Consider the following 20,442-nt stretch of genomic DNA (forward strand, 5'->3'; position numbering starts at 1 on the left):
TCCCCAAACTGGTTCCAGGCGTCTGTCTGTACCCATTTTTTATGGCGGCTGTGCGTGGGGCATCTTCGGGTGCGCCGGGTTTCCACGTTTCCGGTCTGTCAACCCGCGTACAGCTGCCACCCAATCCTGTTTGACAGCAGGGAGTGGTAGCTCCTTTTCATAACGTGGAGTTACATCATGAAAAAGATCACCCCCAACCCGACCGATGTTTTCAATGCCGAATCCGACGGTGAACCTCGCAAAATCTTCTACGTAGGCGCCGACGTCGGCACCGAAGAAGCCCTGGCCAACGCCTCCGAAATCCTCGCATCCGCCCTTCAAACCGCCTACCAATGCGCCGAAGACCCGGACAGCACGCAGTCACCCGTGATCATGGGCCTGGCGCAATTGATCGAGAACGCTCAGGCACTGGTGGACGCTGCACTTGAGCGTCATTTCCCAACGGATAAACCAGGCAACTAACCCAATACCCTGAAACTAAAAAGCCTGCCGAGCTTAATGCTCAGCAGGCTTTTTAGTGGTTAACGAGACGTATCAGCCAGGCTGCGCCGCCAAGCTATTACTCACATTACGCCCCAACACCAGCACGGTCACAAACCCAAGCCCCACCAGCGCCGTGGCCAGGCTCAAGAGCATTGCGCTGCCCATCTGGTCCACGATCCGGCCGCCAAAGAATGAACCCAGGGCGATGATCACTTGGAACAGGGCAACGAACAGCGGCATGCCGCGTTCGACGTCTTTAGGTGCGACCACAAACATCCAGATACTCGCGCAGGCCGGGAAGGCGCCGAAGGCGAAGCCCCAGAGTGCGATCAGCATCGCGGCGCCGGTCATGCCGGTGGCGAAGTGAGGGAACAGCGCGGTGCTGGTGCCGATCATCAGCGCGACCAGCAGCAGGGTGTGACGCACGCTGCGGTTGGCGGCGAAACCGGCAAAGACGTTGCCCATCACGCCGGCCACGCCATACAGCAGCAACAGAGAGCCGATGGTCGGGCCGTCGAACCCGGAACTGTTTTTGAAGAACGGCGCGACATAGGTGTAGGCAGCAAAGTGCGCCAGGCCGATCAGCAGCACGGCGATCAAGCCGACCCGCGCTTGTGGGTTGATAAACAAGGCCGGCAGGTCACGGATCTGGATGGCCTTTTCCGGGGTGAGTCGCGGCAGCAGGAACACCTGCGCCAGCAGCACCGGCACGCCGACGATCGCGGTCACCAGGAAGGTCATGCGCCAGCCCATCAGGCCACTGAGCCAGGTGCCGACGGGTACGCCCAGCACGGTGGCCAGGGTCACGCCCATCATGATGATCGAGGTAGCCTTCGCTACGCCTACGCCCTTGGGCGCCAAGCGGCCGCTGAGGGCAATGGCCGTGGCCCAGAAGCCGCCGATGCTGATGCCGAGCAGGACACGGCCGAACAGCAGCAGGCTGAAGTCGCTGGCGTAGGCCACTACCGTGTTGGCGATGATCATGATCAGCGTCAGGCCGATCAGCAGGTAACGACGGTCCATGCCGCCAATGATCACCGACAGCAACGGCGCGGCGAGGGCGGCCATGATGCCGGGCAGCGTGACCATCAGGCCAGCGTGACCGGCACTGATGCCCAGGTCGCTGGCGACGTCATTGAGCACGCCCACCGGCAGAAACTCACTGGTTACCAGGGCGAAAGCGCCTACGGCGACCGAGAGAATCGCCAGCCACTGCTGTTTGACACTTTGTTGATTATTTTCGGGACGGCCGCTGTGGGCCTGGCTGGGGCTTGGCATAGTGTCGGTTCCAGAAGGAATGTCGCCTGAAGCCAGGCGAAGGGGAGGGAAAGTGGAGGCGATTATAGGAACCGGTGCTGGCAATCACACAGGCGCTCGTTTCGATAATAACCATCAGTGCAATCGATTCGACGCTCTGGGACGGCCTTGATGCTCGGCGAGCCAGCCTGCTATGGCAAGTAGCCTTGTGGCGAGCAGGCTTTTTGTGGCGAGCAGGCTTGCCCTGCGTTGGGCTGCGTAGCGGCCCTAAAACCTGCCACCGCGATCCTCCCCCCTGACACTCGGCGCGTGGGATGGGGCGGCTTCGCCGCCCAACGCAGGGCAAGCCTGCTCGCCACAACGAGCCTGTTTGCCACAGTGACAGTGTTTACGGTTGAGCGGCGGTCTCTGCGGTCGTATTTGTACTCTGCGCGGTCATCTGGTCATGGAGTTTGCGGGCAACGCCCAAACGCGAGAGCTTGGTCAAAATACAGAAGACCGCACATATCGACAGGCAGGCGATGAATAGCAAAAAGCCTTTTTGCTCTTTCAATCCGGTTTTTACGTTTTCAGCGTAGGTGGGCGAAAGAAATAGCGTGCAGATGGTATTGATGGTGCCTTCAGAGAAGTCCTCGTTATAGAACTTTTCCAGTGCCGTCGGTGATTTGCACTCGTCCACAGACAACGTTTCACCGGGCCAGAAATGGAATTTGGCGTTGTTTTCCGACAGATAGAAAGACGGCACATCCGTGGCTTTTTTCAAGGACACCATCAGGTAGCTGGAGTCGGCCAATGGCGGCGTGATGCTGATAATCGCCAGGAAGAAGGCGCCCAACCCCAAAAACCAATTACGCTTGAAGGGGGTGATCATTGCCTCTTTAAGCGATAACTGAGTGAAGTCTTTCCAGTCAATGTACTTTCTGATCCTGGCCACATCGTTGTAACTGAAGTTGTTGTCAGTGATCCACTGATCGGCTTGCCGCGCGTGTTCCAGGTTTTGCGCGGGGATATTGAATTCGAACCGATAATATTCAACTTCGCGCAGGTCTTTGCGGGTGGCCTCATATTTTGGGTTTTCAAATGTGGTCGAGCCACCGAAGAACCGCCACATCAAGTCACGCAGAAAAATCAGCGAGCCTGAGCGCGAGTAGATATATAAAACCAGCGCACATATTGCCAGGCCACTGAGCAGCCCGACGATGGCGGCATAGTTTTGAAACGTCCATGTGACGATATTATCGTTGAGTACAGGTTGGGACATGCAGGGTCATCCTTGAAGGGTTATTAGAGCGGCGCGTCAGCGAAGTTGCTGTGACTGGCCGGGCGAAAATCTAATAAAAACAAGACGACTTTTCAAACATTATCATTGCGTTGAACTTCGAACTGGGCGGGTACTACATAACGCTGGAATCTTTCTTACGTGGTTTAAAAACAAAGGCTACAGCCAGTTCGTTGCGAACGGATATTTAACTCACTATCTTCTGACTACGAGACGTTCACTCGTAGGCTTTCCCCTCAAACGCAAAGGAAATGCACCATGAGCAAAAACACCAAAAAGACCTCCAGCACCCTGGCGACGTTGGCCGCCGAAACCTTGAATAATCCAAACGCCTCGGCCATAGCCAAGAGCCTGGCTGCGTCGGCGCTGTCCCAGACCGGTACTGATAAGCAGACGAGTGCACACATGGAGGAAAAGGCCGGCAAAGCCCTTCAAAGCGATAAATACAGTGAGGAGACCAAATCCCTGGCTGCATCGGTCCTCTCTCAAGCTAACAAAGAGCGGGGAAACTGAGTCATAAAAATCGCATAAAAACGCCCCGTCGTTGAATCAGCGACGGGGCTTCTTGGTTTCCCGATCAGCAAAAATTATTCGCCCCCCACCGAATAACTTTCGCCACTGCGGTGTTCACTTCACAGATCACCCAGGAAACGCCCATGAACACAGCATCCGACCGCTACGACCGCCTGACCCGCAGCTTCCACTGGCTGACCGCCGCCGTGGTGATCTTCATGTTTGCCAGTGCGCATATCTGGGAAGTCCTGGAGAAGGGCACACCGCTGCGCAAGGGCCTGCAAGCGCTGCATATCTCTTTAGGTATCGTCATGGCGCTGTTGATTGCCGCGCGGATTGTGTGGCGTATGTTCGGCGGCAATCGGCCCAAGGCCGACAGTCACCCGGCGCTTAACCTGCTGGCGAAATTGGCGCATGGTTGCCTGTACCTGTTGCTGGTGTCGCAGATTGTGTTGGGCTTCCTGTTTCGCTGGGCTCAAGGTGAGCCCTTCAATTTTTTCGGACTGTTTGCCGTGCCCGCGCCTTTTGTGATCGATCATGCCTGGCGGGGCACCTTGGGCGGCCTGCATAACAATGTGGCCTGGGCGATCATCCTGCTGGCGGGCGTGCATGCCATAGCTGCGCTCTGGCATCACTACGTGCTGGGCGACAGCACCTTGCGCCGGATGTTGCCGGGCGCACGCAATGCGCTTTAACAGTGATGTTTCCTCCCTATCGTTACGGAGTAAGACAACCATGAAGGCTCGCCACGAACACCCTGTCACCTACCGCACCGCGCTGGTCTTCGGCGCTTGCCTGGCCGCCGCTTTGCTCGCAGGCCAGGCCCACGCCTCCGGCGATGAGTCGGCCCCGCCCAAGCCCAACTGCCCCAAGGGCCAGGTCTGGGACACCAAGACCGGCAAGTGCGTGCTGCAAACCAGCAAGGCCACCTCCGACGCCGACCGCACCGATTACGCCTACCGCCTGGCCAAGGACGGGCGCTTTGATGAGGCGCTGGCCTTGCTCGACACTCTGCAAAATCCCAACACCGCCAAGGCCCTCAACTATCGCGGCTACGCCACGCGCAAGCTGGGGCGCACCGATGAGGGCATCGGTTATTACCTCAAGTCGGTTGCACTCGACCCCAACTACGCACAGGTTCGCGAGTACCTCGGCGAGGCCTATGTGATCAAGGGCCGGGTCGACCTGGCGCAAGAGCAACTGGTGAAAATCAAAGCCTTGTGCAGTACCACCTGCGAAGAATACGAAGACCTGGCCGCAGCCATCGCCGCAGCGCCACAGGCTTGAACGCCGTGAACCTGTCCGCAGGAGGCAGCCATCGTTCGGGACGCTGAGTTTCGCCGCGAGTTGGGCCAATTGTTGCCACGCTTGTGGCGATACGGTTGGGTGTTGTCGCGGCAAAAGCACCTGGCCGAAGATCTGGTGCAAGCCACCTGCGTAAGGGCCTTGGAGCGTGCCGGGCAATTCGTGGCCGGCACGCGCCTGGATCGCTGGTTGCTGGCGATCATGCACTCGATCTGGCTCAACGAACTGCGCTCGCAACGGGTGCGCCAAGGGCAGGGGTTTGTTGATGCCGAGCAGGTGCTGTCGTTTGATGGCGAGCGCCAGGCGCAGGAACAGATACTGGCCGCACAAGTGATCAAGCGCGTTAACGGTTTGCCCGAAGCGCAGCGCGAAACCGTGTTTCTGGCGTATGTCGAAGGGCTTTCATACAAGGAAATTGCCGAAATCCTGCAGATACCTATGGGCACGGTGATGAGTCGGTTGGCGGCCGCCCGCATTAAGCTGGCCGAAGCCGCCTCCCCAACAGCCCGGCAGGATAAAGCCAACGGAGAACGGCGATGAGCCACACTGACACACCGTCCGATGAGCAGTTATCGGCTTATCTGGATGGCGAACTGAGCGCAGACCAACATCAACGGATCGCCGACCAGGCCAGCGCTGACCCGGCGCTTGCCGCACGCCTGGACGCATTGCGCTGCGCTGACTTGCCGTTCAAGGCCGCCTTCGACACGGTGCTGGAACACGCCCCGACTGAACGCCTGCACGCAATGCTCAACGCCTTGCCACCGGCGCCGCCCCAAGCCTGGAGCCGGCGGCGTTTTCTTGCCGTGGCTGCGAGTTTCGCAGTAGCTGGCGTGGCGGCCGATCGCCTGTTCTTGGGGTGGCAACGTACTGAACCCGGCCAAGGCTGGCGGGCCTCGGTGGCCGAATACATGGCCTTGTATACGCCCCAGACCCTGGAAAACCTCAGCCTCGACCCGGCCTCCCACACGGCCCAGTTGACCGCCGTGGGCGCACTACTGGGCGTGTCGTTATCGCCTGAGTCCGTGAGCCTGCCTGGCGCCGAATTCCGACGGGCGCAGATCCTCGACTATGACGGCGTGTTGATCGGTCAACTCACCTACCTCGACCCACGCCACGGGCCTTTGGCACTGTGCATCACCGCCAGTAAAAAGGGCATGCAGCCGTTGGCCAGCGAACAGCGCCGAGGCCTGAACGTGGTGTATTGGGCCAACCCTGCGCATGCTTTTATGCTGATTGGGAAAAACCCGGTTGAGGATTTGCAGCACATGGCCAGTGGCGTCGAGCGGCGTTTGCCGGCCTGACCTCAGTGAGTCGTCGTCCGCAGCGCGTCGCCGTGCTCGACACCGACCTGCACCACGGTCAAGGTTTCCAGGAGATTTTCTACGAGCGGGACGACGTGCTGTATGTGTCCATCCACGGCGCCCGTGAAGCCGTGTTCTTCGACAAGCTCGAACTGGCCCAGCGGCGCTGAAGAACTTTTCGGCGGATGCGCTGGTGTTGTCCCTGGGCTTTGAAATTTGCGAGCTGGACCCGCAAAGCAAAGTCGCGGTGACGCGCGTCTGGCGAGAGGTGGTGTCGCGATAGAAGATGTCCTGTTGATTTTATGACAGGTTCGCGAGCATTCAAATTGGCCCGTATTGCAAAATTTTAAGGCGACAGCGTGCGAGTCTCAGGCGTCAACTCCAACACCCGATTCCTCCCGCCTTCCGCCAGCAGATAAGTGCCTCGATTCGTCGGCACAATTGACTGTGGCGCCTTCAGGAACGACAAAATCGTCTGTTGCCGCCCCTGTTTATCAATCAGCAACAACCTTGCCCGGTGCGTCGAATCTTCATTCACCCACAGCCCGCGCTCATCGCACATCAAGAACGTGGGTTTGTTCAAGCCTGCCAGCACCACCGGATCGCTGCCGTCGTCGGTCAGTTCGCGCACCGCGCCTTTTTTCTTTTCGGTGTAGAGCATTCGGCCGTCGGTGCAACGGGTGATGGACTCGCCTTCGTGCAGCTTGTCGCGTATGACAGTCAGCGATTGGTCACTCCAGCGGTAACGCAAAAGTCGCCCGTTGTCTTTGCGGTCTTCGATGGCGTAGAGGTCGTCGCCCTCAACCCACAGGCCTTGCACGTTTTCGCCGCGAAACAGCTCGGTCACCACGCCGTCCTTGAGAAAGCTGACCGGAGCGTCGCCGGTTTCCTGGCTGAACACCCAGCCGCCATGGGTGGCGAACATGCCATCGGGCTTGGACAGGCTGCCCACCACCACGTCACGTCGCCCGTCGGGATGGATACGCACGATGCTGCCTTTGGCGTCATTGAGTTCCTGGCTGATCATCAGCGAGCCATCCGGCATGGGCATCAATGACGCGGCTTTGGGCACGTCACTGTGCACGGTTTGCACGCTCCAGCCGGTCGCCGCGCTGACGGGGTAGAAGCTTTGCCAGGCGAAAAAGCCCAGGGTCGCAACAGCCAGCAAGCCGGTCAGGCTTACCACCCAGCGCAAAGGTCGACGCGGGTTTGGGGTGTTAGTCATTTTTTCTTCCTTGTTTTTGGGCGCGCCGTCGTTGGGCGTGATGCTTGCTCTCACCCATGATTCTGAAATTGGGCGGCGTAATCCTGGCCGCCGTAAAACACGCCCAGGATCGACACGGCTTCAGTCTCGGCGGCCACGCTGAATGCGATGGCGGTGGTGTGCCGGTAATGGGTGATGCGCAAGGCAGGCAGCAGGTCGTTACGGCATTTACCGCGCAATGGAAACACACTGAGGCTGTCGCAGTAGCTGATGATGTTGTCGATAAAACGTGCTGCAGCATCGGGGGCTTCGGTTTTGCTGATGTAGTCTTCAAGGGCGTCCAGTTGGGCTAACGCCTCAGGCGCAAAGGCTACCGTATAGCTCACGGTTTTTCTGTACCGGTTCGCTGGCGTTTGGCTGCCATGTGTTCGCGAACCTGCTCGGTGGAGAGCGCTTGGCCAGGGGCTGCCTCGAGAGCGGCGGCGGCGGGGATCACCTGGTCGCGCAACCAGTCTTCCATGGCGCGATCACGGGCCATCAGCGCCCTGAGGCCGTCGCGTATCACTTCACTTTCGCTCGCATATTCACCGGAGGTGACCTTGGCTTTGACCAGGGCGGCCATCTCGAGTGGCAAGGTAATGCTCATTTGCTGGGTTGAGCGCATGTCGAAGCCTGCGGACAGTGGGTAGGATTCAATCCTACTCGACCATTGGCGTGTTGCAAGGAGCAACTGACCGATGTCGGTATCCGGCGTCTCATCGTCGATCCAAAATAGGTAGGGGTTCTGGCAGGTTTCCATGAGCGTTTCTCTCTCCTGTTGAGTAACTCAGGCTGCAAGTATTGACGCTTTTCAGCGACTGCGTGGCGCCACTCAGCCAATAACGCACTGATATGTATGACTTCATATTTGTAGCAGGGTTATTAACGCCAACCGTCCCTGCACGCATGGCGCCTTACCACCGGCCATACGATAATGCCCCCCAAATCGACCACACTGGCCCATCCCCCGTGATCATCAACTTCGACCTCAACGACCTCCAAGCCTTCCGCGCCGTGGTAGACAAGGGCAGTTTTCGCGGCGCCGCCGAGGCCATCCGCATCTCACAGCCAGCCCTGAGCCGGCGTATCGAAAAACTTGAATCGGCCCTCGACGTCAAGCTGTTCGAACGCACCACGCGCCGGGTCAGCCTGACCATGGTCGGGCGCGCGTTTCTGCCTCAGGTGGAGCGCATTCTCGACGACCTCGACATCGCCTTGATGGGTATCAGTAACGTCGCCTCCACGCGCATGGGCAACGTGACCATCGCCTGCGTGCCGTCCACCGCGTATTACTTCATGCCCCACGTGATCTCCGAATTTCACAAGCTATACCCGAAGATTCGCCTGCGTGTGCTGGATGCCAGCGCCGGTGAGGTGTGCAATGCGGTGGAAAGCGGTGAGGCGGATTTCGGCGTTAGTTTCAGCGGCAGCCTGGCCGATGAAGTGGAGTTCGAGTTGCTGTTCCAGGAGCGCTATGTGCTGGCCTGCCGCCGTGACCATGAGTTGGCCGAACGCGACAGCGTAAGCTGGGCCGAAGCCTACGAGCACGACTACATCACCGTCGACAAAACGTCGGGCAACCGCTTCCTGCTGGACCAGGCTTTGCGCGGCGTGCGGGTGAAAAAGCCGAGTATCTGCGAGACCCACCACGTGACCACCATGATCGGGCTGGTGGAGGCGGGGCTGGGCGTGGCGATGGTACCGTCGATTGCGATGCCGGCGTGCGAACACCCGATTCTGGTGAGTGTGCCGCTGATCGAGCCGCAGGTGATGCGCCATGTGGGCTTGATAAAACGCCGCGGGCGGACATTGCCGCCAGCGGCGCTGGAGTTGGAGCGGTTGGTGCGCGAGATGCCGTTTCGGTCAGTGTGAAACCGAGTCCAGGCCGGTGGATTGCACCACCGGTTGCGCTTCGGGCGAGGCCAGGAACTGCAGCAACGCCTTGGCCTGGGCCGGGTGTTCGGCGTTGACCGGAATGCCTGCCGCAAAGCGCGTCACCGACTGCACGTTTTCCGGGATCTTGCCCACGTAGGTCACGCCCGGCACCGGCAACAATTCCGCCACTTGCTGCAGGCCCACCTCGTAATCACCCTTGGCGACCACTGAAGCCACCGGGATGCGTTCGATCATGCTGCCCTTGGCGGGCATGCCGAGCTTCTTGAACAGCTCCTTCTCGACATACACACCGCTGGCGCTGTCCGAATACGCCACGGACTTGGCCTGGCTCAGCACTGCCTTCAGCTCGGCATCGGTGCCGATCGCAGGTTTGGCTGCGCCGGCTTTGACCACCAGGCCGATGCGCGAATCCGCCAGTTCCACACGGGACGCCGGGTCGACCTTGCCTTGTTTGATCAAGTCATCCAGGGCATAGCCGACCATGATCACCACATCGGCGTGTTCGCCACGGGCCAGGCGGTTGGGGATCGCCTCCGGCGCCTTGCCCATCGACGGGCCGAGGATGGTGTCCAGGGTGTCGCCGCTGTGCTCGGCATATTGCGGGCCGAGCAGTTTATAGGCGGCGGTGAAACCGCCGGAGGTCATCACCTTGAGCTGTTCGGCCTGGGCCGTCAGCGCCAGGGCGCCGAGGGCCAGGGCCGTCAGGGTTTTCAATAGCGTCTTCATTACACCGCCCCCTGCATGACTTGGCCACGCGTGTTGGCACGTCGGTACAGCGCCAGGGTCGAGCACAGCGCGCACAACGCGGCAAACATCATCCAATAGGCCGGCGAGGCTTTGTCGCCAGTGATGTGAATGAACCACGTGGAGATCGCCGGCGTGAAGCCACCGAAGATCGCCGTTGCCAGGCTATAGGCCAGGGAGAAGCCCGCCACACGCACTTCCACCGGCATGATTTCGGTCAGCGCCGGGATCATCGCGCCGTTGTACATGCCGTACAGGAACGAGAACCACAGCAGGGTTTCGAGCATATGCGCAAAGCTTGGCGCATTGACCACGAACGACAGCGCCGGGTAGGCGGTGATCACGGTCAGGGCGGTCATTGCGACCAGCACCGGCTTACGGCCAAAACGGTCACTCAGGGTGCCGCCGATCGGCAGCCAGACAAAGTTCGACACGGCCACCAGCAAGGTCACCAGCAGGGCGTCGGAGGTGCTCAGTTGCAGCACGGTCTTGCCGAAGGTCGGCGCGTATACCGTGATCAAGTAGAACGCGGTGGTGGTCATGGCCACCATCAGCATGCCGCCGATCACCACACTCCAGTTTTTCACCAGGGTCGCCAGCACTTCGCGCATGGTCGGGCGATGCTTGCGGTTGGCGAACTCTTCGGTCTCCTGCAAGTTGCGACGCAGCACGAAGATGAACGGGATGATCACGCAGCCGAGGGCGAACGGAATGCGCCAGCCCCAATCGGCAACGACCGAGGGTTCCATCCACACATTCAGGCCGTAGCCCAGTGCGGCGGCCACTACGATGGAGATCTGTTGGCTGCCCGACTGCCAGCTGGTGTAGAAGCCTTTGCGGCCTGGCGTAGCCATTTCAGACAGGTAAACCGACACACCGCCCAGTTCTGCGCCAGCCGAGAAGCCTTGCAGCAGGCGGCCCAGCAGCACCAGCAACGGCGCCCACAGGCCAATGGTCTGGTACCCCGGCACGAGCACGATCAGCAACGTACCGCTGGCCATGATCGACAGGGTCACTATCAAGCCTTTGCGACGACCGACGTCATCGATATAGGCACCCAGGATAATCGCGCCCAGGGGCCGCATCAGGAAGCCTGCACCGAACACGGCGAAGGTCATCATTAATGACGCAAACTCATTAGCGGCGGGGAAGAACGCGGCAGCGATATAGGTGGCGTAGAAGCCGAACAGAAAGAAGTCGAACTGTTCGAGGAAGTTGCCCGAAGTAACGCGGAATACCGCACCAACTTTCGAGCGGGCAGAGTCGGGCCGGGAAGGGCTAGTCATGGTTTTGTGTCTCCAGCGTTCTTTTTAAAGTGCTTGTTTCGCTTAAGACCGCGGATAGTGGCTGACACATTTAGAAATGATAAGTGAGTAATTTGGATGCATTGATGCGTTTTGGCTATCAATCAGCAGGTCCGCCAAAATCTCACTGCTGTTCTATGCTTCAGAAGTGACCAATTTCTTATGGAAGGGAGGTGCGTATGGGTGACGAGCACAAACGTCAGGACGAGCCGGAGCACGAGCAGGCCCGGCGGCAACGCGAAGAAGACAAGCCGCAGACCTGGAAACATCCGGACGACGGCACCGAGCTGTCCGAGCGCGATCAGGAGCGACCGCTCAAGCCGTGAATTCCAAGGCGATGATGATCAAACTGTGGGAGCTGGCTTGCCTGCGATGGCGGCGGGTCAGTCTCTACATCTGTGCCTGACACACCGCTATCGCAGGCCAGCCAGCTCCCACAATGTTTCTGTGTTCAGCCCACTATCGGCGTACACAACTCCACCAGCGTGCCATCCGGGCAGCGCACATAAGACACCACTTGCCCCCAGGGCTTGGTGCTCGGTGGCGACAGCTCCTTCGCACCGTGTAACAGCGCCTTGGCATGGGCGACGAATACATCCTCGGTGACAAACCCCACCTCCATCCCCAGCGGCTTTCGGGAGGCGTGCGCCTCGACGTGCCCGCCGTCGAAGTTCATTTCGCCCAGTTCATGCGCGGCAAACGACAACGTGGTGTCACCCGTTTCCAGCTCGCCATAAGTGCCGGATTCATGCAAAAACCGGCGACTGAACCCAAAGGCTGCTTCAAAGAATGCCAGTGACGCGGCAACGTCGGGCACATAGATAATGGTGTAGGCGAATTTCAAGATAGGCAGTCCTTGCAGAAAAAGTGACAGTTCATGAAGCCAATACTGAGATAGGAAAACCCCACGCCAGCACCCAATAGGCCACTGCCGCGGCCAGGCATAAGCCAATAAACACCCGCGTCAGTGTCCTGACGGTAGGGTTGGCAATGAACCGGACGACCCAGAGGCAGAGCCCGGCCACGACCATGGCCAAGGCAATAATGACCAGCACGATGGCGTTCCTTTGACCTTCAAGCGCTGATTTATAGTCCCAAAGGCGCCGGATGAACAGTGTTCACATAGACGCAGCCCCGCGGGCTTTCTAAACTGCGGCTTGTCTTGGGGAAAGGGGCAGGCGCCGATGAATCGCAATGAATTACGCAAGGCCGACATCAACCTGATGGTGGTCTTCGAAGCACTGATGCTCGAGCGCAATGTGACGCGGGTGGCAGAGAAGCTGTTTCTCGGCCAGCCGACCATCAGTTCGGCGCTCAACCGCTTGCGCACCTTGTTCAACGACCCACTGTTTATTCGCGTCGGTCACCGCATGGAGCCCACCGCGCGGGCCGAGGAGATCATCCAGCACCTGTCGCCGGCCCTGGACTCTTTGTCGTCGGCCTTGAGCCTGACCCACGATTTCGACCCGACCCAAAGCACCATGACCTTCCGCATCGGCCTGTCCGATGACGTCGAGTTCGGCCTGCTGCCGCCGCTGCTGCGGGCCTTGCGCCAGGAAGCACCGTTGGTGGTGTTCGTGGTGCAACACGTCGATTACTGGCGCATCCCCGACCTGCTGGCTTCCGGCGATATCACCGTGGGCATCACCCAGACCCGCGGCCTGCCGGCCAATGCCAAGCGCAAGTTGTTACGGCATATTCGCCCCTGCCTGTTGCGCGCCGACGCCTCGGACACACCGCTGACCCTCGACGAATATTGCGCCCGTCCCCATGTGCTGGTGTCTCACACCGCCAACGTGTCGGGGTTTGCCGACGAGTGGCTGGCCGAGATTGGTCGCAAGCGCCACGTGGTGCTGTCCGTACCCCAGTACAGCGCATTGCCGGCGTTGCTCGCCGGCACCGACATGATCGCCAGCCTGCCGGATTACACCGCCCATGCCATGGCCGCCGGCGGCAACCTGTTTTGCGAGCCGTTCCCGTTCGAAACCCCGACCCTGGACCTGTCCATGGTCTGGCTCAGCCACGTCGACACGGACCCTGCCGAACGCTGGATGCGTTCACGGCTGGAAGCGTTCATGAGTGAACGCGACAGGCTGCCGGTAATCGCGGAAAAATCTTGAGATAAGCCTTCAGGGAGATCCACCGATGACTTCATCCCGTTCTTTGCTGCGTGGGCGCGGCAGTCATGACAGCGGCAAGGTGGGCATGGTCGAGCTGTTTTTCGACCTGGTGTTCGTGTTCGCCGTGACCCAGTTGTCCCACTCGCTGCTGGCCCACCTGAGCCTCGGCGGCGCGGTGCAGGTGGCGCTGATGATGGTCGCGGTGTGGTGGGTGTGGATCTTCACCTCGTGGATCACCAACTGGCTGGACCCGGAAAAAATCCCTATCCGCATCGGCCTGTTCGGCTTGATGGTCGCCGGCCTGTTGCTGTCTTCATCAATCCCCAAAGCCTTTACCGATCGCGGCCTGTTGTTCGCCGGCGCTTACGTCTTCATGCAGGTGGGCCGCACGCTGTTTGCGTTGTGGGCCGTTCGCGGCGAGTCGCTGAACATGACCCGCAACTTCCAGCGGATCCTGGCGTGGATGCTGTGTTCCGGGGTGTTCTGGCTCACCGGCGGCCTGCTCGAAGGCGAGCAACGCCTGGCTTTCTGGGCGCTGGCGCTGCTGATAGAACTGATATCGCCGTCGGTGTATTTCTGGGTGCCAGGGCTTGGGCGCTCGACCCTGGCGGACTGGAATGTCGAAGGCAACCACATGGCCGAACGTTGCGGCCTGTTTGTGATTATCGCCCTGGGTGAATCCTTGCTGGTGACCGGCGCCACGTTCGCCGAGTTGCCGTGGAGCGTCGAAGGCCTGGGTGCTTTCCTGGTGGCCGTGGTGGGCAGCATTGCGCTGTGGTGGATCTATTTCGACAGCGGCGCCGAGCGCGCCCATCACCGGATTGCCAGCTCCGCCGACCCCGGCCGCCAGGCGCGTATCGCCTACACCTATCTGCATGTGCTGATCGTCGCCGGGATCATCGTCAGCGCGGTGGCCGACGAACTGGTGCTGGTGCATCCAGGGCATGCCAGCCAGGCGGGCGTGCTGGCGATGATTGCCGGGCCGTTTTTGTTTTTGCTCGGCAGTGCGTTGTTCAAGTGGGTGATGAGTGACCGACCGTTGCCACCGCTCTCGCACCTGGGCGGGCTGCTGATGTTGCTGGTGCTGTTGCCGCTGGGGTTGCAGCATATGTTTTCGGCGCTGGCGCTGGGCGCGTTGACCACGGCGGTGTTGGTGATCGTGGCGTTCTGGGAAAATCGTTCGCTGCGGGGGCTGACCGAAGTTTCACATTGAAATCGGTCTGCCTTCGTTCAACTGCATGCTATATGTAGGTTTCTTTTCAAGCCCACTCGGAGCTTTTCATGCCGCACCTGCACCTGGAATACACCGCCAACCTGACCGGCCTTGCCGTCGAGAAAACCCTGCTGCGCCTGAACAACGTGCTGATGGCGTCCGGGCAGTTCGGTTCCGAGTTCGATATCAAGAGCCGCGCAATCAAGGTCGAGAGTTTCCAGGTGGGCACTTCCCTCAGCCCGCGCGGTTTTATTGCGGTAAAGCTCTCGCTGCTCAGCGGGCGCTCACCGCAGGTCAAGCAGCAGTTGTCGGAAAGCTTGTTGGCGGCCCTGCAGGACGCGGCTGAGTGGCCGGCCGATCTGCAGGTTCAACTCAGTGTGCAGTTGATGGACATGGATCGTGATTCCTACAGCAAAGTCGCTATCGGCTAAGGGTTACAACAAGCATTGATCGGCGCACACCTTGACGATCTGCTCGCGAAACCAGGTATTGGCGCTGTCCTGGCCACTGGTTTCATTCCACTGCATATCCAGGGTAAACCCCGGCAACCCGTTCGGCGCTTCGCAATGGCCGAACACGGTGGCCGGGGCCAGCAGCTTTTGCACGCGACGGGGCAGGGTGACGATAAAGTCGGTGCCACTGATCATCTTCAAGGCGGCGCTGTAGCTGTTGGCACGGGCAATCACCTGGCGCTTGTGAGCCTGGCGCGCCAGCCAGCCGTCGATCATGTTGGTGTCGGAGGTCCAGGGCGTGGGGAACACGTGGCGCCGTTCGACAAACGATTGCAGGCTGAAGGCCGGCTCGCGCGGCGTGGCGCGTTTATCAAACACACACACTAAATCGTCTTCCAGCAGCATCTGGGTCTTGAAGTCTTTGTGGGCACGGTGAAGGTGCGGGCCGAAGCAAATCACCAGGTCGAGACGGCCTTCGCGCAGGTCCTCGGCGGGCAGTTCGGTTTCCAGCTTTTGCACATTGATGATCACCGGCAAGTCGGCTTGGTCGAAGTTCTTCAACAGGCGTGGCAGGATCAGTTGCTCGAAGTATTCCGGGGCACAGACATTGAAGGTCACCGCCTGCTGCGTCGGGTCGAAGGCCTGGCTGCCGGCATGGCACAGGTTGATGCTTTCAAGGATCTTCTGCACGTGTTCGTACATGGTTGTGGCCTTGTACGTCGGGCGCATGCCGGCCCGCGTGTTGATAAACAGCTCATCCTCAAAACTGGTGCGCAGCTTCTTCAGGCTGTAGCTCACGGTTGACTGACTGACGAACAGCGTCTCGGACACATCGGTAACGCTGCTCTGGTCATAGACGGCGATAAACACCATCAAGTCCTGCATATCAAGCTTTCTGAGCAAGTTACTGTTTAGCATCGGTTTCGTCCGTAAACCCTTTGTACCGAACTCAGTACAAGACTGGCAAAAGCTTAACGGAACGGTCGTACCAATAGAAAGCGCTGTAGGGCGTTTCTATGTTTGGTGTGGGACATAAAATGTTGGCAACACGACGTCAGTGAATATGTCGGCTGTAATGCTTTGGGTTCAAGCGTGTGACGATCATCAGCTCCCACAGGGGACCGTGGTGTCAGCTGGCGCGAATCACGTGCTTGATCTCCTGAAACGCCGCCAACCCCCACGGCCCCAGTTCGCGGCCGATGCTGCTTTGTTTGTAACCGCCCCACGCCGTCTGCGGGAAGATCACCTGCGGTGCGTTGATCCACACCAGGCCCGCCTGCAAGGCATTGGCCACGCGTTCGGCGGCTTCGGCATTGGCGCTCACCACACTGGCGACCAGGCCGAAATCGCTGTCGTTAGCCAGGGCGATGGCCTCGGCTTCAGTGATAAAACGTCGTACACACAGCACCGGGCCGAAGATCTCTTCATTCCACAAGGCGCTGCCTGATGGCACGTCGGTAAACACTGTCGGGCGAATGAAAAAGCCTTTTTCCAGATCAGCCGGGCGAGCGCCGCCGCACAACAAGCGCGCGCCTTGGTCGATACCACGCTGGATATGCCCCAGCACCCGCTGATACTGCGCACGGTTGATCAGCGCGCCCATCTCCACATCCTCGGCAAACGGGTCGGCCACGCGAATCCCTTCAGCCCGCGCCTGCAAACGCTGCAGGAATTCATCCGCCAGGTTGTCGGCTACCAGCACGCGACTGGTGGCCGAACAGATCTGCCCGGCATTGAAAAAACCACCGCCACAGGCCAGCTCCACTGCCAGGTCGAGGTCGGCATCGGCCAGCACCAGCAACGACGATTTGCCACCCAGTTCCAGGCTCACACCCTTGATGGTTTCGGCGGCGCGCTGCATCACCTGCACGCCCACCGCATTGCTGCCGGTAAAGGAAATTTTCGCCACGCGACGGTCCGCAGCCAGCGGCGCACCGACCGCCAGCCCCGTGCCACACACCAGGTTAAACACACCCGCCGGGAAGCCTGCTTCGGCAATAATCCGCGCCAATTGCAACTCCGCCAGGGGCGTGACTTCCGACGGCTTAAGCACCACGCAGCAACCGGCCGCTAACGCGGGGGCAAGCTTCCAGGCGGTGGTCACCATCGGGAAGTTCCACGGCACGATCAAACCCACCACGCCACAGGGTTCGCGGCGCATGCGTGCGCTGAAATCGTCGCTGGGCAATGCCACCTTGCAGTCTTGACCTGCGTCCATCGCGTCGCAGATTCCCGCGTAGTATTCGAAGGTGGCGATCACGTCATCCACATCAATACTCGCTTCAAACAGCGGCTTGCCGTTGTTGCTCGACTGCAACTGCATCAGTTGTTCACGCTGCTCGCTCACACCTTGGGCGACCTTGCGCAACAGGGCGCCGCGATCACGGCCACTGCTTTTCGACCAGTCGACAAAAGCCGCGCTGGCTGCGTCGACCGCCAGTTCCACTGCTGAGGCATCGCCCACGCTGACATGGGCCAAGGTCGCTTCGGTAGCCGGGTTGATCACCTCCAGCACCTCGTGGCCCGCCTGCCATTGGCCGTTGATAAACACACCGTTCAAGACTGCGCTCATACCGCCACCTCCTGCATCCAGAGCCCTTGGTTGATTTCAATCAGTGTCGGCCCCTGGCGATCCGCGGCGGCGCGCAACGCGCTGCGCAAAGGCTCGATGCCCTGGACACTTTCCGCTGCGCAACCCAAGGCCTTGGCTACGCCGATAAAGTCCGGGGTGTAGATGTCCACACCGACCGGCTCGATGGCGCGGTTGAGCATGTATTTCTTGATCTCTTCATAGCCCTGGTTATTCCACAGCAGCACAATCACTGGCACCTGCGCCTCTACCGCGCTGGCCAGTTCCGGCAGGGAAAATTGCAGGCCGCCGTCGCCGATCAGGCACACCACCGGCTGGCCGTCACCTCGGCCCAGCCAGGCACCGACTGCAGCGGGCAGGGCGTAGCCCAAGGTGCCGTAGCCGGTGGAGGAGTTGAACCAGCGGCGTGGGTGGTCAAGATTCAGCGTCAGGTTGCCGCTGTAGACCGGCTGGGTGGAGTCGCCCACCAGCACGGCGTTGGGCAGCGCTTGCAGCACGGTGTTGAGGAACAGGGTTTGTGCGCGGGTGGCAGCGTCCCAGTTGGGCGCCAGTTCGGCCCACAAACGCGCGACTCGTTCAGCGCCCCAATCGCGGTTGCGGGCAGGCAATGGGGTTTTATCCAATTCGGCCAGCAAGGCGTCGGCGGCTATCTGTGCATCGGCTACCAGTGCCACGTGCGGCGGGTAGTTGCGTACAGTCTGGTCGGGGTCGATGTCGATACGCAGCAGTGCGCCGGGGATCTCGAAGCCGCCGGCGAAGGTCACGTCGTAGTCGGTTTCTGCCAGCTCTGTGCCGATGGCCAGCACTACGTCGGCTTCAGCGACCAGCGCACGGGTGGCGACCAGGGTTTGCGTCGAGCCGATCAGCAGCGGGTGGGTCGATGCCAGCATGCCTTTGGCATTGATGGTCAGCGCCACCGGTGCGTCAAGGGTGTCGGCCAGGCGCGTCAGCTCTGGCGCGGCATCGATGGCACCGCCACCGGCCAGGATCAGCGGGCGTTTGGCCGCTGCGAGCAATTGGCTCATCTGCTTGACCGCCGACGGCGACGCACCGGCGCGGGCAACGCTGACCGGCTCGCTGCCCAGCAACGCGTCGGCATTCTCCACCAGCACATCCAGCGGGATTTCGATATGCACCGGGCGTGGTCGCCCCGCCTGGAACAACGCAAACGCCCGTGCCAGCACACCAGGCAACTCCGCCGCCGACATCAACGTGTGGGAGAACGCCGACACGCCCGCGATCATCGCGCTCTGGTTCGGCAGCTCATGCAGTTTGCCGCGCCCGCCGCCCAATTGGCTGCGCGACTGCACGCTGGAAATCACCAGCATCGGGATCGAGTCGGCGTAGGCCTGGCCCATGGCAGTGGTGATATTGGTCATGCCCGGGCCGGTGATGATGAAGCACACGCCGGGTTTGCCGCTGGTGCGTGCATACCCGTCGGCCATGAAGCCGGCGCCCTGTTCGTGGCGCGGGGTGACATGGCGGATGCCGGAATGCGCCAGGCCGCGATACAGCTCAACGGTGTGTACGCCTGGAATGCCGAACACCTGGTCCACGCCGTAGCTTTCCAGGAGGTTGACCAATACTTCGCCGCAGGTCGCCATACATGTCGCTCTTGTTATGGATTCGAGGCGCTATTGGAGCGGCTGGCCCGTAGCGGCAACAATCGATAAAAAGTCATACTAGCCATGTCCCCACGTCATGGCTCACACACGATGAAACGCCTTCCGCCGCTGCCTGCGCTGCACACGTTTTGGGTCACTGCCCAGTGCTGCAACTTCACCCGCGCCGCCGAGCAACTGCACATCACCCAGGGCGCAGTGAGCCGCCAGATTGCCGGCCTGGAAAGCCATTTGGGTTACGCCCTGTTTCAGCGCCAGGCACGGGGCTTGAGCCTGACCGAAGAAGGCCGCGAGTGGTCACTGCGTGCGCAGCAAGTATTCGGCCTGATCGGTGACGCGGTGGAGCAGATCGGCAGCCGCCGCGCGACCCTGCAACTCAAGGCCTCCACCTGCGTGATGCGCTGGCTGCTGCCGCGCCTGTTGCAATGGCAGAAGGAGCGCCCGGATGTGCCGGTGGAACTCACCACCACCGTGGCCTATACCGTGGACTTTCGTCGTGAGCAATTTGATGCGGCGGTGATCTATGCGCCCATCGCCGAACAGTCGGCTGAGGCACGGCACCTGTTTGATGAGCAACTTACGCCAGTGTGCGCACCGGCGCTGCTCGGCGCTTTGGATACCCCGGCAGACTTGCAGCAACAAGTGCTGCTGCACCCCACGCGGGACGAGCGGGATTGGGCGTTGTGGTTAAAGGCGGCGAATACGCGGTTGAGCAACCTGTGTCAGGGGCATCATTTCGAAACGCTGGACCTGGCCATGACGGTGGCGTCACAAGGCTCAGGTGTGGCGATTGGCGACAGTGCGCTGATTGGTGAGGATGTGAAAGCCGGGCGGCTGGCGACGCCGTTTGAACTGCGGGTGCCGACGGGGATGGGCTATTACCTGGTGTACCCGCCGGGGATCGAGCCGTCGGCTGGGCTGCAAGCGTTGATGGGGTGGCTGGTGAGTGAGGCACACCAGTCTTAACACTGAGTATCCAACTGTGGGAACCGGGTTTGTGTGGGAGCTGGCTTGCCTGCGATGCGGGCAACTCGGTCTATCTGTTAAACCGAGTTGATGCCATCGCAGGCAAGCCAGCTCCCACACAAGCCAGCTCCCACACAAGCCAGCTCCCACA

The 20,442-nt window shown here is 60.4% G+C and carries 24 protein-coding genes and 1 pseudogene; 13 read left to right on the plus strand and 12 right to left on the minus strand.

The window, feature by feature from the left end; all coding sequences use genetic code 11:
• The first annotated feature begins 177 nt into the window (after window positions 1-177).
• Window positions 178-462 (plus strand): DUF6124 family protein, encoded by a 285-nt coding sequence (locus GIW48_RS20485; RefSeq protein WP_099548642.1) that lies wholly within the window; start codon window positions 178-180, stop codon window positions 460-462.
• A 72-nt stretch (window positions 463-534) separates the two neighbouring features.
• On the opposite strand, the gene GIW48_RS20490 is transcribed toward GIW48_RS20485, so the two are convergent.
• Both GIW48_RS20490 and GIW48_RS20495 read right to left on the minus strand, forming a co-directional pair.
• On the minus strand, window positions 535-1,761 hold the full coding sequence (locus GIW48_RS20490; protein WP_170040569.1) for an MFS transporter: 1,227 nt from the start codon (window positions 1,759-1,761) through the stop codon (window positions 535-537).
• 367 nt (window positions 1,762-2,128) lie between these two features.
• Window positions 2,129-3,001 (minus strand): DUF6216 family protein, encoded by an 873-nt coding sequence (locus GIW48_RS20495; protein ID WP_236460894.1) that lies wholly within the window; start codon window positions 2,999-3,001, stop codon window positions 2,129-2,131.
• A 276-nt stretch (window positions 3,002-3,277) separates the two neighbouring features.
• Here GIW48_RS20495 and GIW48_RS20500 point away from each other — a divergent pair, with 276 nt between their 5' ends.
• The 6 genes and pseudogenes from GIW48_RS20500 to GIW48_RS29785 all read left to right on the plus strand — a co-directional run.
• Window positions 3,278-3,532 carry a hypothetical protein gene (locus tag GIW48_RS20500; RefSeq protein ID WP_017137348.1) on the plus strand — a complete coding sequence of 85 codons (255 nt, stop codon included), beginning with the start codon at window positions 3,278-3,280 and terminating at the stop codon, window positions 3,530-3,532.
• Window positions 3,533-3,675: 143 nt separating this feature from the next.
• Complete coding sequence (locus GIW48_RS20505; RefSeq protein ID WP_138451163.1) at window positions 3,676-4,227, plus strand: cytochrome b; 552 nt, start codon at window positions 3,676-3,678, stop codon at window positions 4,225-4,227.
• Window positions 4,228-4,267: 40 nt separating this feature from the next.
• Window positions 4,268-4,819 carry a tetratricopeptide repeat protein gene (locus tag GIW48_RS20510; RefSeq protein ID WP_017137350.1) on the plus strand — a complete coding sequence of 184 codons (552 nt, stop codon included), beginning with the start codon at window positions 4,268-4,270 and terminating at the stop codon, window positions 4,817-4,819.
• A 60-nt stretch (window positions 4,820-4,879) separates the two neighbouring features.
• The gene (locus GIW48_RS20515) at window positions 4,880-5,377 is read left to right on the plus strand and encodes an RNA polymerase sigma factor (RefSeq protein WP_099548645.1); all 498 of its coding nucleotides are present in this window, start codon (window positions 4,880-4,882) and stop codon (window positions 5,375-5,377) included.
• Entirely contained in the window at window positions 5,374-6,141 is a 768-nt protein-coding gene (locus tag GIW48_RS20520; protein WP_017137352.1) for an anti-sigma factor family protein, read from the plus strand. The genes GIW48_RS20515 and GIW48_RS20520 overlap by 4 nt, the downstream gene beginning before the upstream one ends.
• A 20-nt stretch (window positions 6,142-6,161) precedes the next feature.
• Window positions 6,162-6,397: pseudogene (locus tag GIW48_RS29785) on the plus strand (histone deacetylase family protein); the annotation flags it as partial.
• 90 nt (window positions 6,398-6,487) lie between these two features.
• On the opposite strand, the gene GIW48_RS20530 reads toward GIW48_RS29785, so the two are convergent.
• The 3 genes from GIW48_RS20530 to GIW48_RS20540 are packed head-to-tail and all read right to left on the minus strand — an operon-like array spanning window position 6,488 to window position 8,144.
• A complete protein-coding gene (locus tag GIW48_RS20530; protein WP_236460893.1) occupies window positions 6,488-7,366 on the minus strand; it encodes a hypothetical protein in 879 nt (292 codons plus the stop codon).
• Between the two features lie 50 nt (window positions 7,367-7,416).
• Window positions 7,417-7,731: a type II toxin-antitoxin system RelE/ParE family toxin gene (locus tag GIW48_RS20535; protein ID WP_017137355.1), complete on the minus strand. Its 315-nt coding sequence runs from the start codon at window positions 7,729-7,731 to the stop codon at window positions 7,417-7,419.
• A complete protein-coding gene (locus GIW48_RS20540) occupies window positions 7,728-8,144 on the minus strand; it encodes a ribbon-helix-helix domain-containing protein (protein WP_236460892.1) in 417 nt (138 codons plus the stop codon). Before GIW48_RS20540 ends, GIW48_RS20535 begins: the two co-directional genes overlap by 4 nt.
• Window positions 8,145-8,353: 209 nt before the next feature.
• Between GIW48_RS20540 and GIW48_RS20545 the strand changes: the two genes are divergently transcribed.
• Window positions 8,354-9,256 (plus strand): LysR family transcriptional regulator, encoded by a 903-nt coding sequence (locus tag GIW48_RS20545; protein WP_017137357.1) that lies wholly within the window; start codon window positions 8,354-8,356, stop codon window positions 9,254-9,256.
• Here GIW48_RS20545 and GIW48_RS20550 read toward each other — a convergent pair.
• A complete protein-coding gene (locus tag GIW48_RS20550) occupies window positions 9,248-10,006 on the minus strand; it encodes a substrate-binding domain-containing protein (protein WP_186617480.1) in 759 nt (252 codons plus the stop codon). The two genes, GIW48_RS20545 and GIW48_RS20550, sit on opposite strands and share 9 nt — an antisense overlap.
• Window positions 10,006-11,310: an MFS transporter gene (locus GIW48_RS20555; RefSeq protein WP_138453932.1), complete on the minus strand. Its 1,305-nt coding sequence runs from the start codon at window positions 11,308-11,310 to the stop codon at window positions 10,006-10,008. The genes GIW48_RS20550 and GIW48_RS20555 overlap by 1 nt, the downstream gene beginning before the upstream one ends.
• A 191-nt stretch (window positions 11,311-11,501) precedes the next feature.
• Here GIW48_RS20555 and GIW48_RS20560 point away from each other — a divergent pair, with 191 nt between their 5' ends.
• Window positions 11,502-11,654, plus strand: coding sequence for a hypothetical protein (locus GIW48_RS20560; protein ID WP_157786503.1), 153 nt, complete (start codon window positions 11,502-11,504; stop codon window positions 11,652-11,654).
• A 125-nt stretch (window positions 11,655-11,779) separates the two neighbouring features.
• Here the strand turns inward: GIW48_RS20560 and GIW48_RS20565 are convergent, their stop codons facing one another.
• Both GIW48_RS20565 and GIW48_RS20570 read right to left on the minus strand, forming a co-directional pair.
• A complete protein-coding gene (locus tag GIW48_RS20565) occupies window positions 11,780-12,172 on the minus strand; it encodes a VOC family protein (RefSeq protein ID WP_017137361.1) in 393 nt (130 codons plus the stop codon).
• Between the two features lie 31 nt (window positions 12,173-12,203).
• Entirely contained in the window at window positions 12,204-12,383 is a 180-nt protein-coding gene (locus tag GIW48_RS20570) for a hypothetical protein (protein WP_017137362.1), read from the minus strand.
• A gap of 129 nt (window positions 12,384-12,512) precedes the next feature.
• Between GIW48_RS20570 and GIW48_RS20575 the strand changes: the two genes are divergently transcribed.
• The 3 genes from GIW48_RS20575 to GIW48_RS20585 all read left to right on the plus strand — a co-directional run bounded on the left by GIW48_RS20575 (window position 12,513) and on the right by GIW48_RS20585 (window position 15,092).
• Window positions 12,513-13,448, plus strand: coding sequence for a LysR substrate-binding domain-containing protein (locus GIW48_RS20575; protein ID WP_017137363.1), 936 nt, complete (start codon window positions 12,513-12,515; stop codon window positions 13,446-13,448).
• Window positions 13,449-13,473: 25 nt separating this feature from the next.
• A complete protein-coding gene (locus GIW48_RS20580; protein WP_017137364.1) occupies window positions 13,474-14,661 on the plus strand; it encodes a low temperature requirement protein A in 1,188 nt (395 codons plus the stop codon).
• A 68-nt stretch (window positions 14,662-14,729) separates the two neighbouring features.
• On the plus strand, window positions 14,730-15,092 hold the full coding sequence (locus GIW48_RS20585) for a 5-carboxymethyl-2-hydroxymuconate Delta-isomerase (RefSeq protein ID WP_099548650.1): 363 nt from the start codon (window positions 14,730-14,732) through the stop codon (window positions 15,090-15,092).
• Between the two features lie 3 nt (window positions 15,093-15,095).
• On the opposite strand, the gene GIW48_RS20590 is transcribed toward GIW48_RS20585, so the two are convergent.
• The 3 genes from GIW48_RS20590 to GIW48_RS20600 form a co-directional block, all read right to left on the minus strand.
• A complete protein-coding gene (locus GIW48_RS20590) occupies window positions 15,096-16,031 on the minus strand; it encodes a LysR family transcriptional regulator (protein ID WP_236460891.1) in 936 nt (311 codons plus the stop codon).
• Window positions 16,032-16,242: 211 nt separating this feature from the next.
• Window positions 16,243-17,685, minus strand: coding sequence for an aldehyde dehydrogenase family protein (locus GIW48_RS20595; RefSeq protein ID WP_170040562.1), 1,443 nt, complete (start codon window positions 17,683-17,685; stop codon window positions 16,243-16,245).
• Complete coding sequence (locus GIW48_RS20600; protein WP_236460890.1) at window positions 17,682-19,307, minus strand: 5-guanidino-2-oxopentanoate decarboxylase; 1,626 nt, start codon at window positions 19,305-19,307, stop codon at window positions 17,682-17,684. Before GIW48_RS20600 ends, GIW48_RS20595 begins: the two co-directional genes overlap by 4 nt.
• 111 nt (window positions 19,308-19,418) lie before the next feature.
• Between GIW48_RS20600 and GIW48_RS20605 the strand changes: the two genes are divergently transcribed.
• Window positions 19,419-20,291: a LysR substrate-binding domain-containing protein gene (locus GIW48_RS20605; RefSeq protein WP_236460889.1), complete on the plus strand. Its 873-nt coding sequence runs from the start codon at window positions 19,419-19,421 to the stop codon at window positions 20,289-20,291.
• Window positions 20,292-20,442 lie beyond the last annotated feature (151 nt).

Source organism: Pseudomonas sp. PA-6-3C (assembly GCF_021605825.1).
Lineage (GTDB): Bacteria > Pseudomonadota > Gammaproteobacteria > Pseudomonadales > Pseudomonadaceae > Aquipseudomonas > Aquipseudomonas edaphica.

Bases quoted from the DNA above. Each gene is read 5' to 3' on its own strand.
- GIW48_RS20605 (WP_236460889.1), top strand. From the start codon at position 19,419: ATGAAACGCCTTCCGCCGCTGCCTGCGCTGCACACGTTTTGGGTCACT.
- GIW48_RS20595 (WP_170040562.1), bottom strand. From the start codon at position 17,685: ATGAGCGCAGTCTTGAACGGTGTGTTTATCAACGGCCAATGGCAGGCG.
- GIW48_RS20505 (WP_138451163.1), top strand. From the start codon at position 3,676: ATGAACACAGCATCCGACCGCTACGACCGCCTGACCCGCAGCTTCCAC.
- GIW48_RS20590 (WP_236460891.1), bottom strand. From the start codon at position 16,031: ATGCTAAACAGTAACTTGCTCAGAAAGCTTGATATGCAGGACTTGATG.
- GIW48_RS20510 (WP_017137350.1), top strand. From the start codon at position 4,268: ATGAAGGCTCGCCACGAACACCCTGTCACCTACCGCACCGCGCTGGTC.
- GIW48_RS20485 (WP_099548642.1), top strand. From the start codon at position 178: ATGAAAAAGATCACCCCCAACCCGACCGATGTTTTCAATGCCGAATCC.
- GIW48_RS20530 (WP_236460893.1), bottom strand. From the start codon at position 7,366: ATGACTAACACCCCAAACCCGCGTCGACCTTTGCGCTGGGTGGTAAGC.
- GIW48_RS20490 (WP_170040569.1), bottom strand. From the start codon at position 1,761: ATGCCAAGCCCCAGCCAGGCCCACAGCGGCCGTCCCGAAAATAATCAA.
- GIW48_RS20585 (WP_099548650.1), top strand. From the start codon at position 14,730: ATGCCGCACCTGCACCTGGAATACACCGCCAACCTGACCGGCCTTGCC.
- GIW48_RS20600 (WP_236460890.1), bottom strand. From the start codon at position 19,307: ATGGCGACCTGCGGCGAAGTATTGGTCAACCTCCTGGAAAGCTACGGC.
- GIW48_RS20580 (WP_017137364.1), top strand. From the start codon at position 13,474: ATGACTTCATCCCGTTCTTTGCTGCGTGGGCGCGGCAGTCATGACAGC.
- GIW48_RS20495 (WP_236460894.1), bottom strand. From the start codon at position 3,001: ATGTCCCAACCTGTACTCAACGATAATATCGTCACATGGACGTTTCAA.
- GIW48_RS20555 (WP_138453932.1), bottom strand. From the start codon at position 11,310: ATGACTAGCCCTTCCCGGCCCGACTCTGCCCGCTCGAAAGTTGGTGCG.
- GIW48_RS20550 (WP_186617480.1), bottom strand. From the start codon at position 10,006: ATGAAGACGCTATTGAAAACCCTGACGGCCCTGGCCCTCGGCGCCCTG.
- GIW48_RS20540 (WP_236460892.1), bottom strand. From the start codon at position 8,144: ATGGAAACCTGCCAGAACCCCTACCTATTTTGGATCGACGATGAGACG.
- GIW48_RS20520 (WP_017137352.1), top strand. From the start codon at position 5,374: ATGAGCCACACTGACACACCGTCCGATGAGCAGTTATCGGCTTATCTG.
- GIW48_RS20575 (WP_017137363.1), top strand. From the start codon at position 12,513: ATGAATCGCAATGAATTACGCAAGGCCGACATCAACCTGATGGTGGTC.
- GIW48_RS20500 (WP_017137348.1), top strand. From the start codon at position 3,278: ATGAGCAAAAACACCAAAAAGACCTCCAGCACCCTGGCGACGTTGGCC.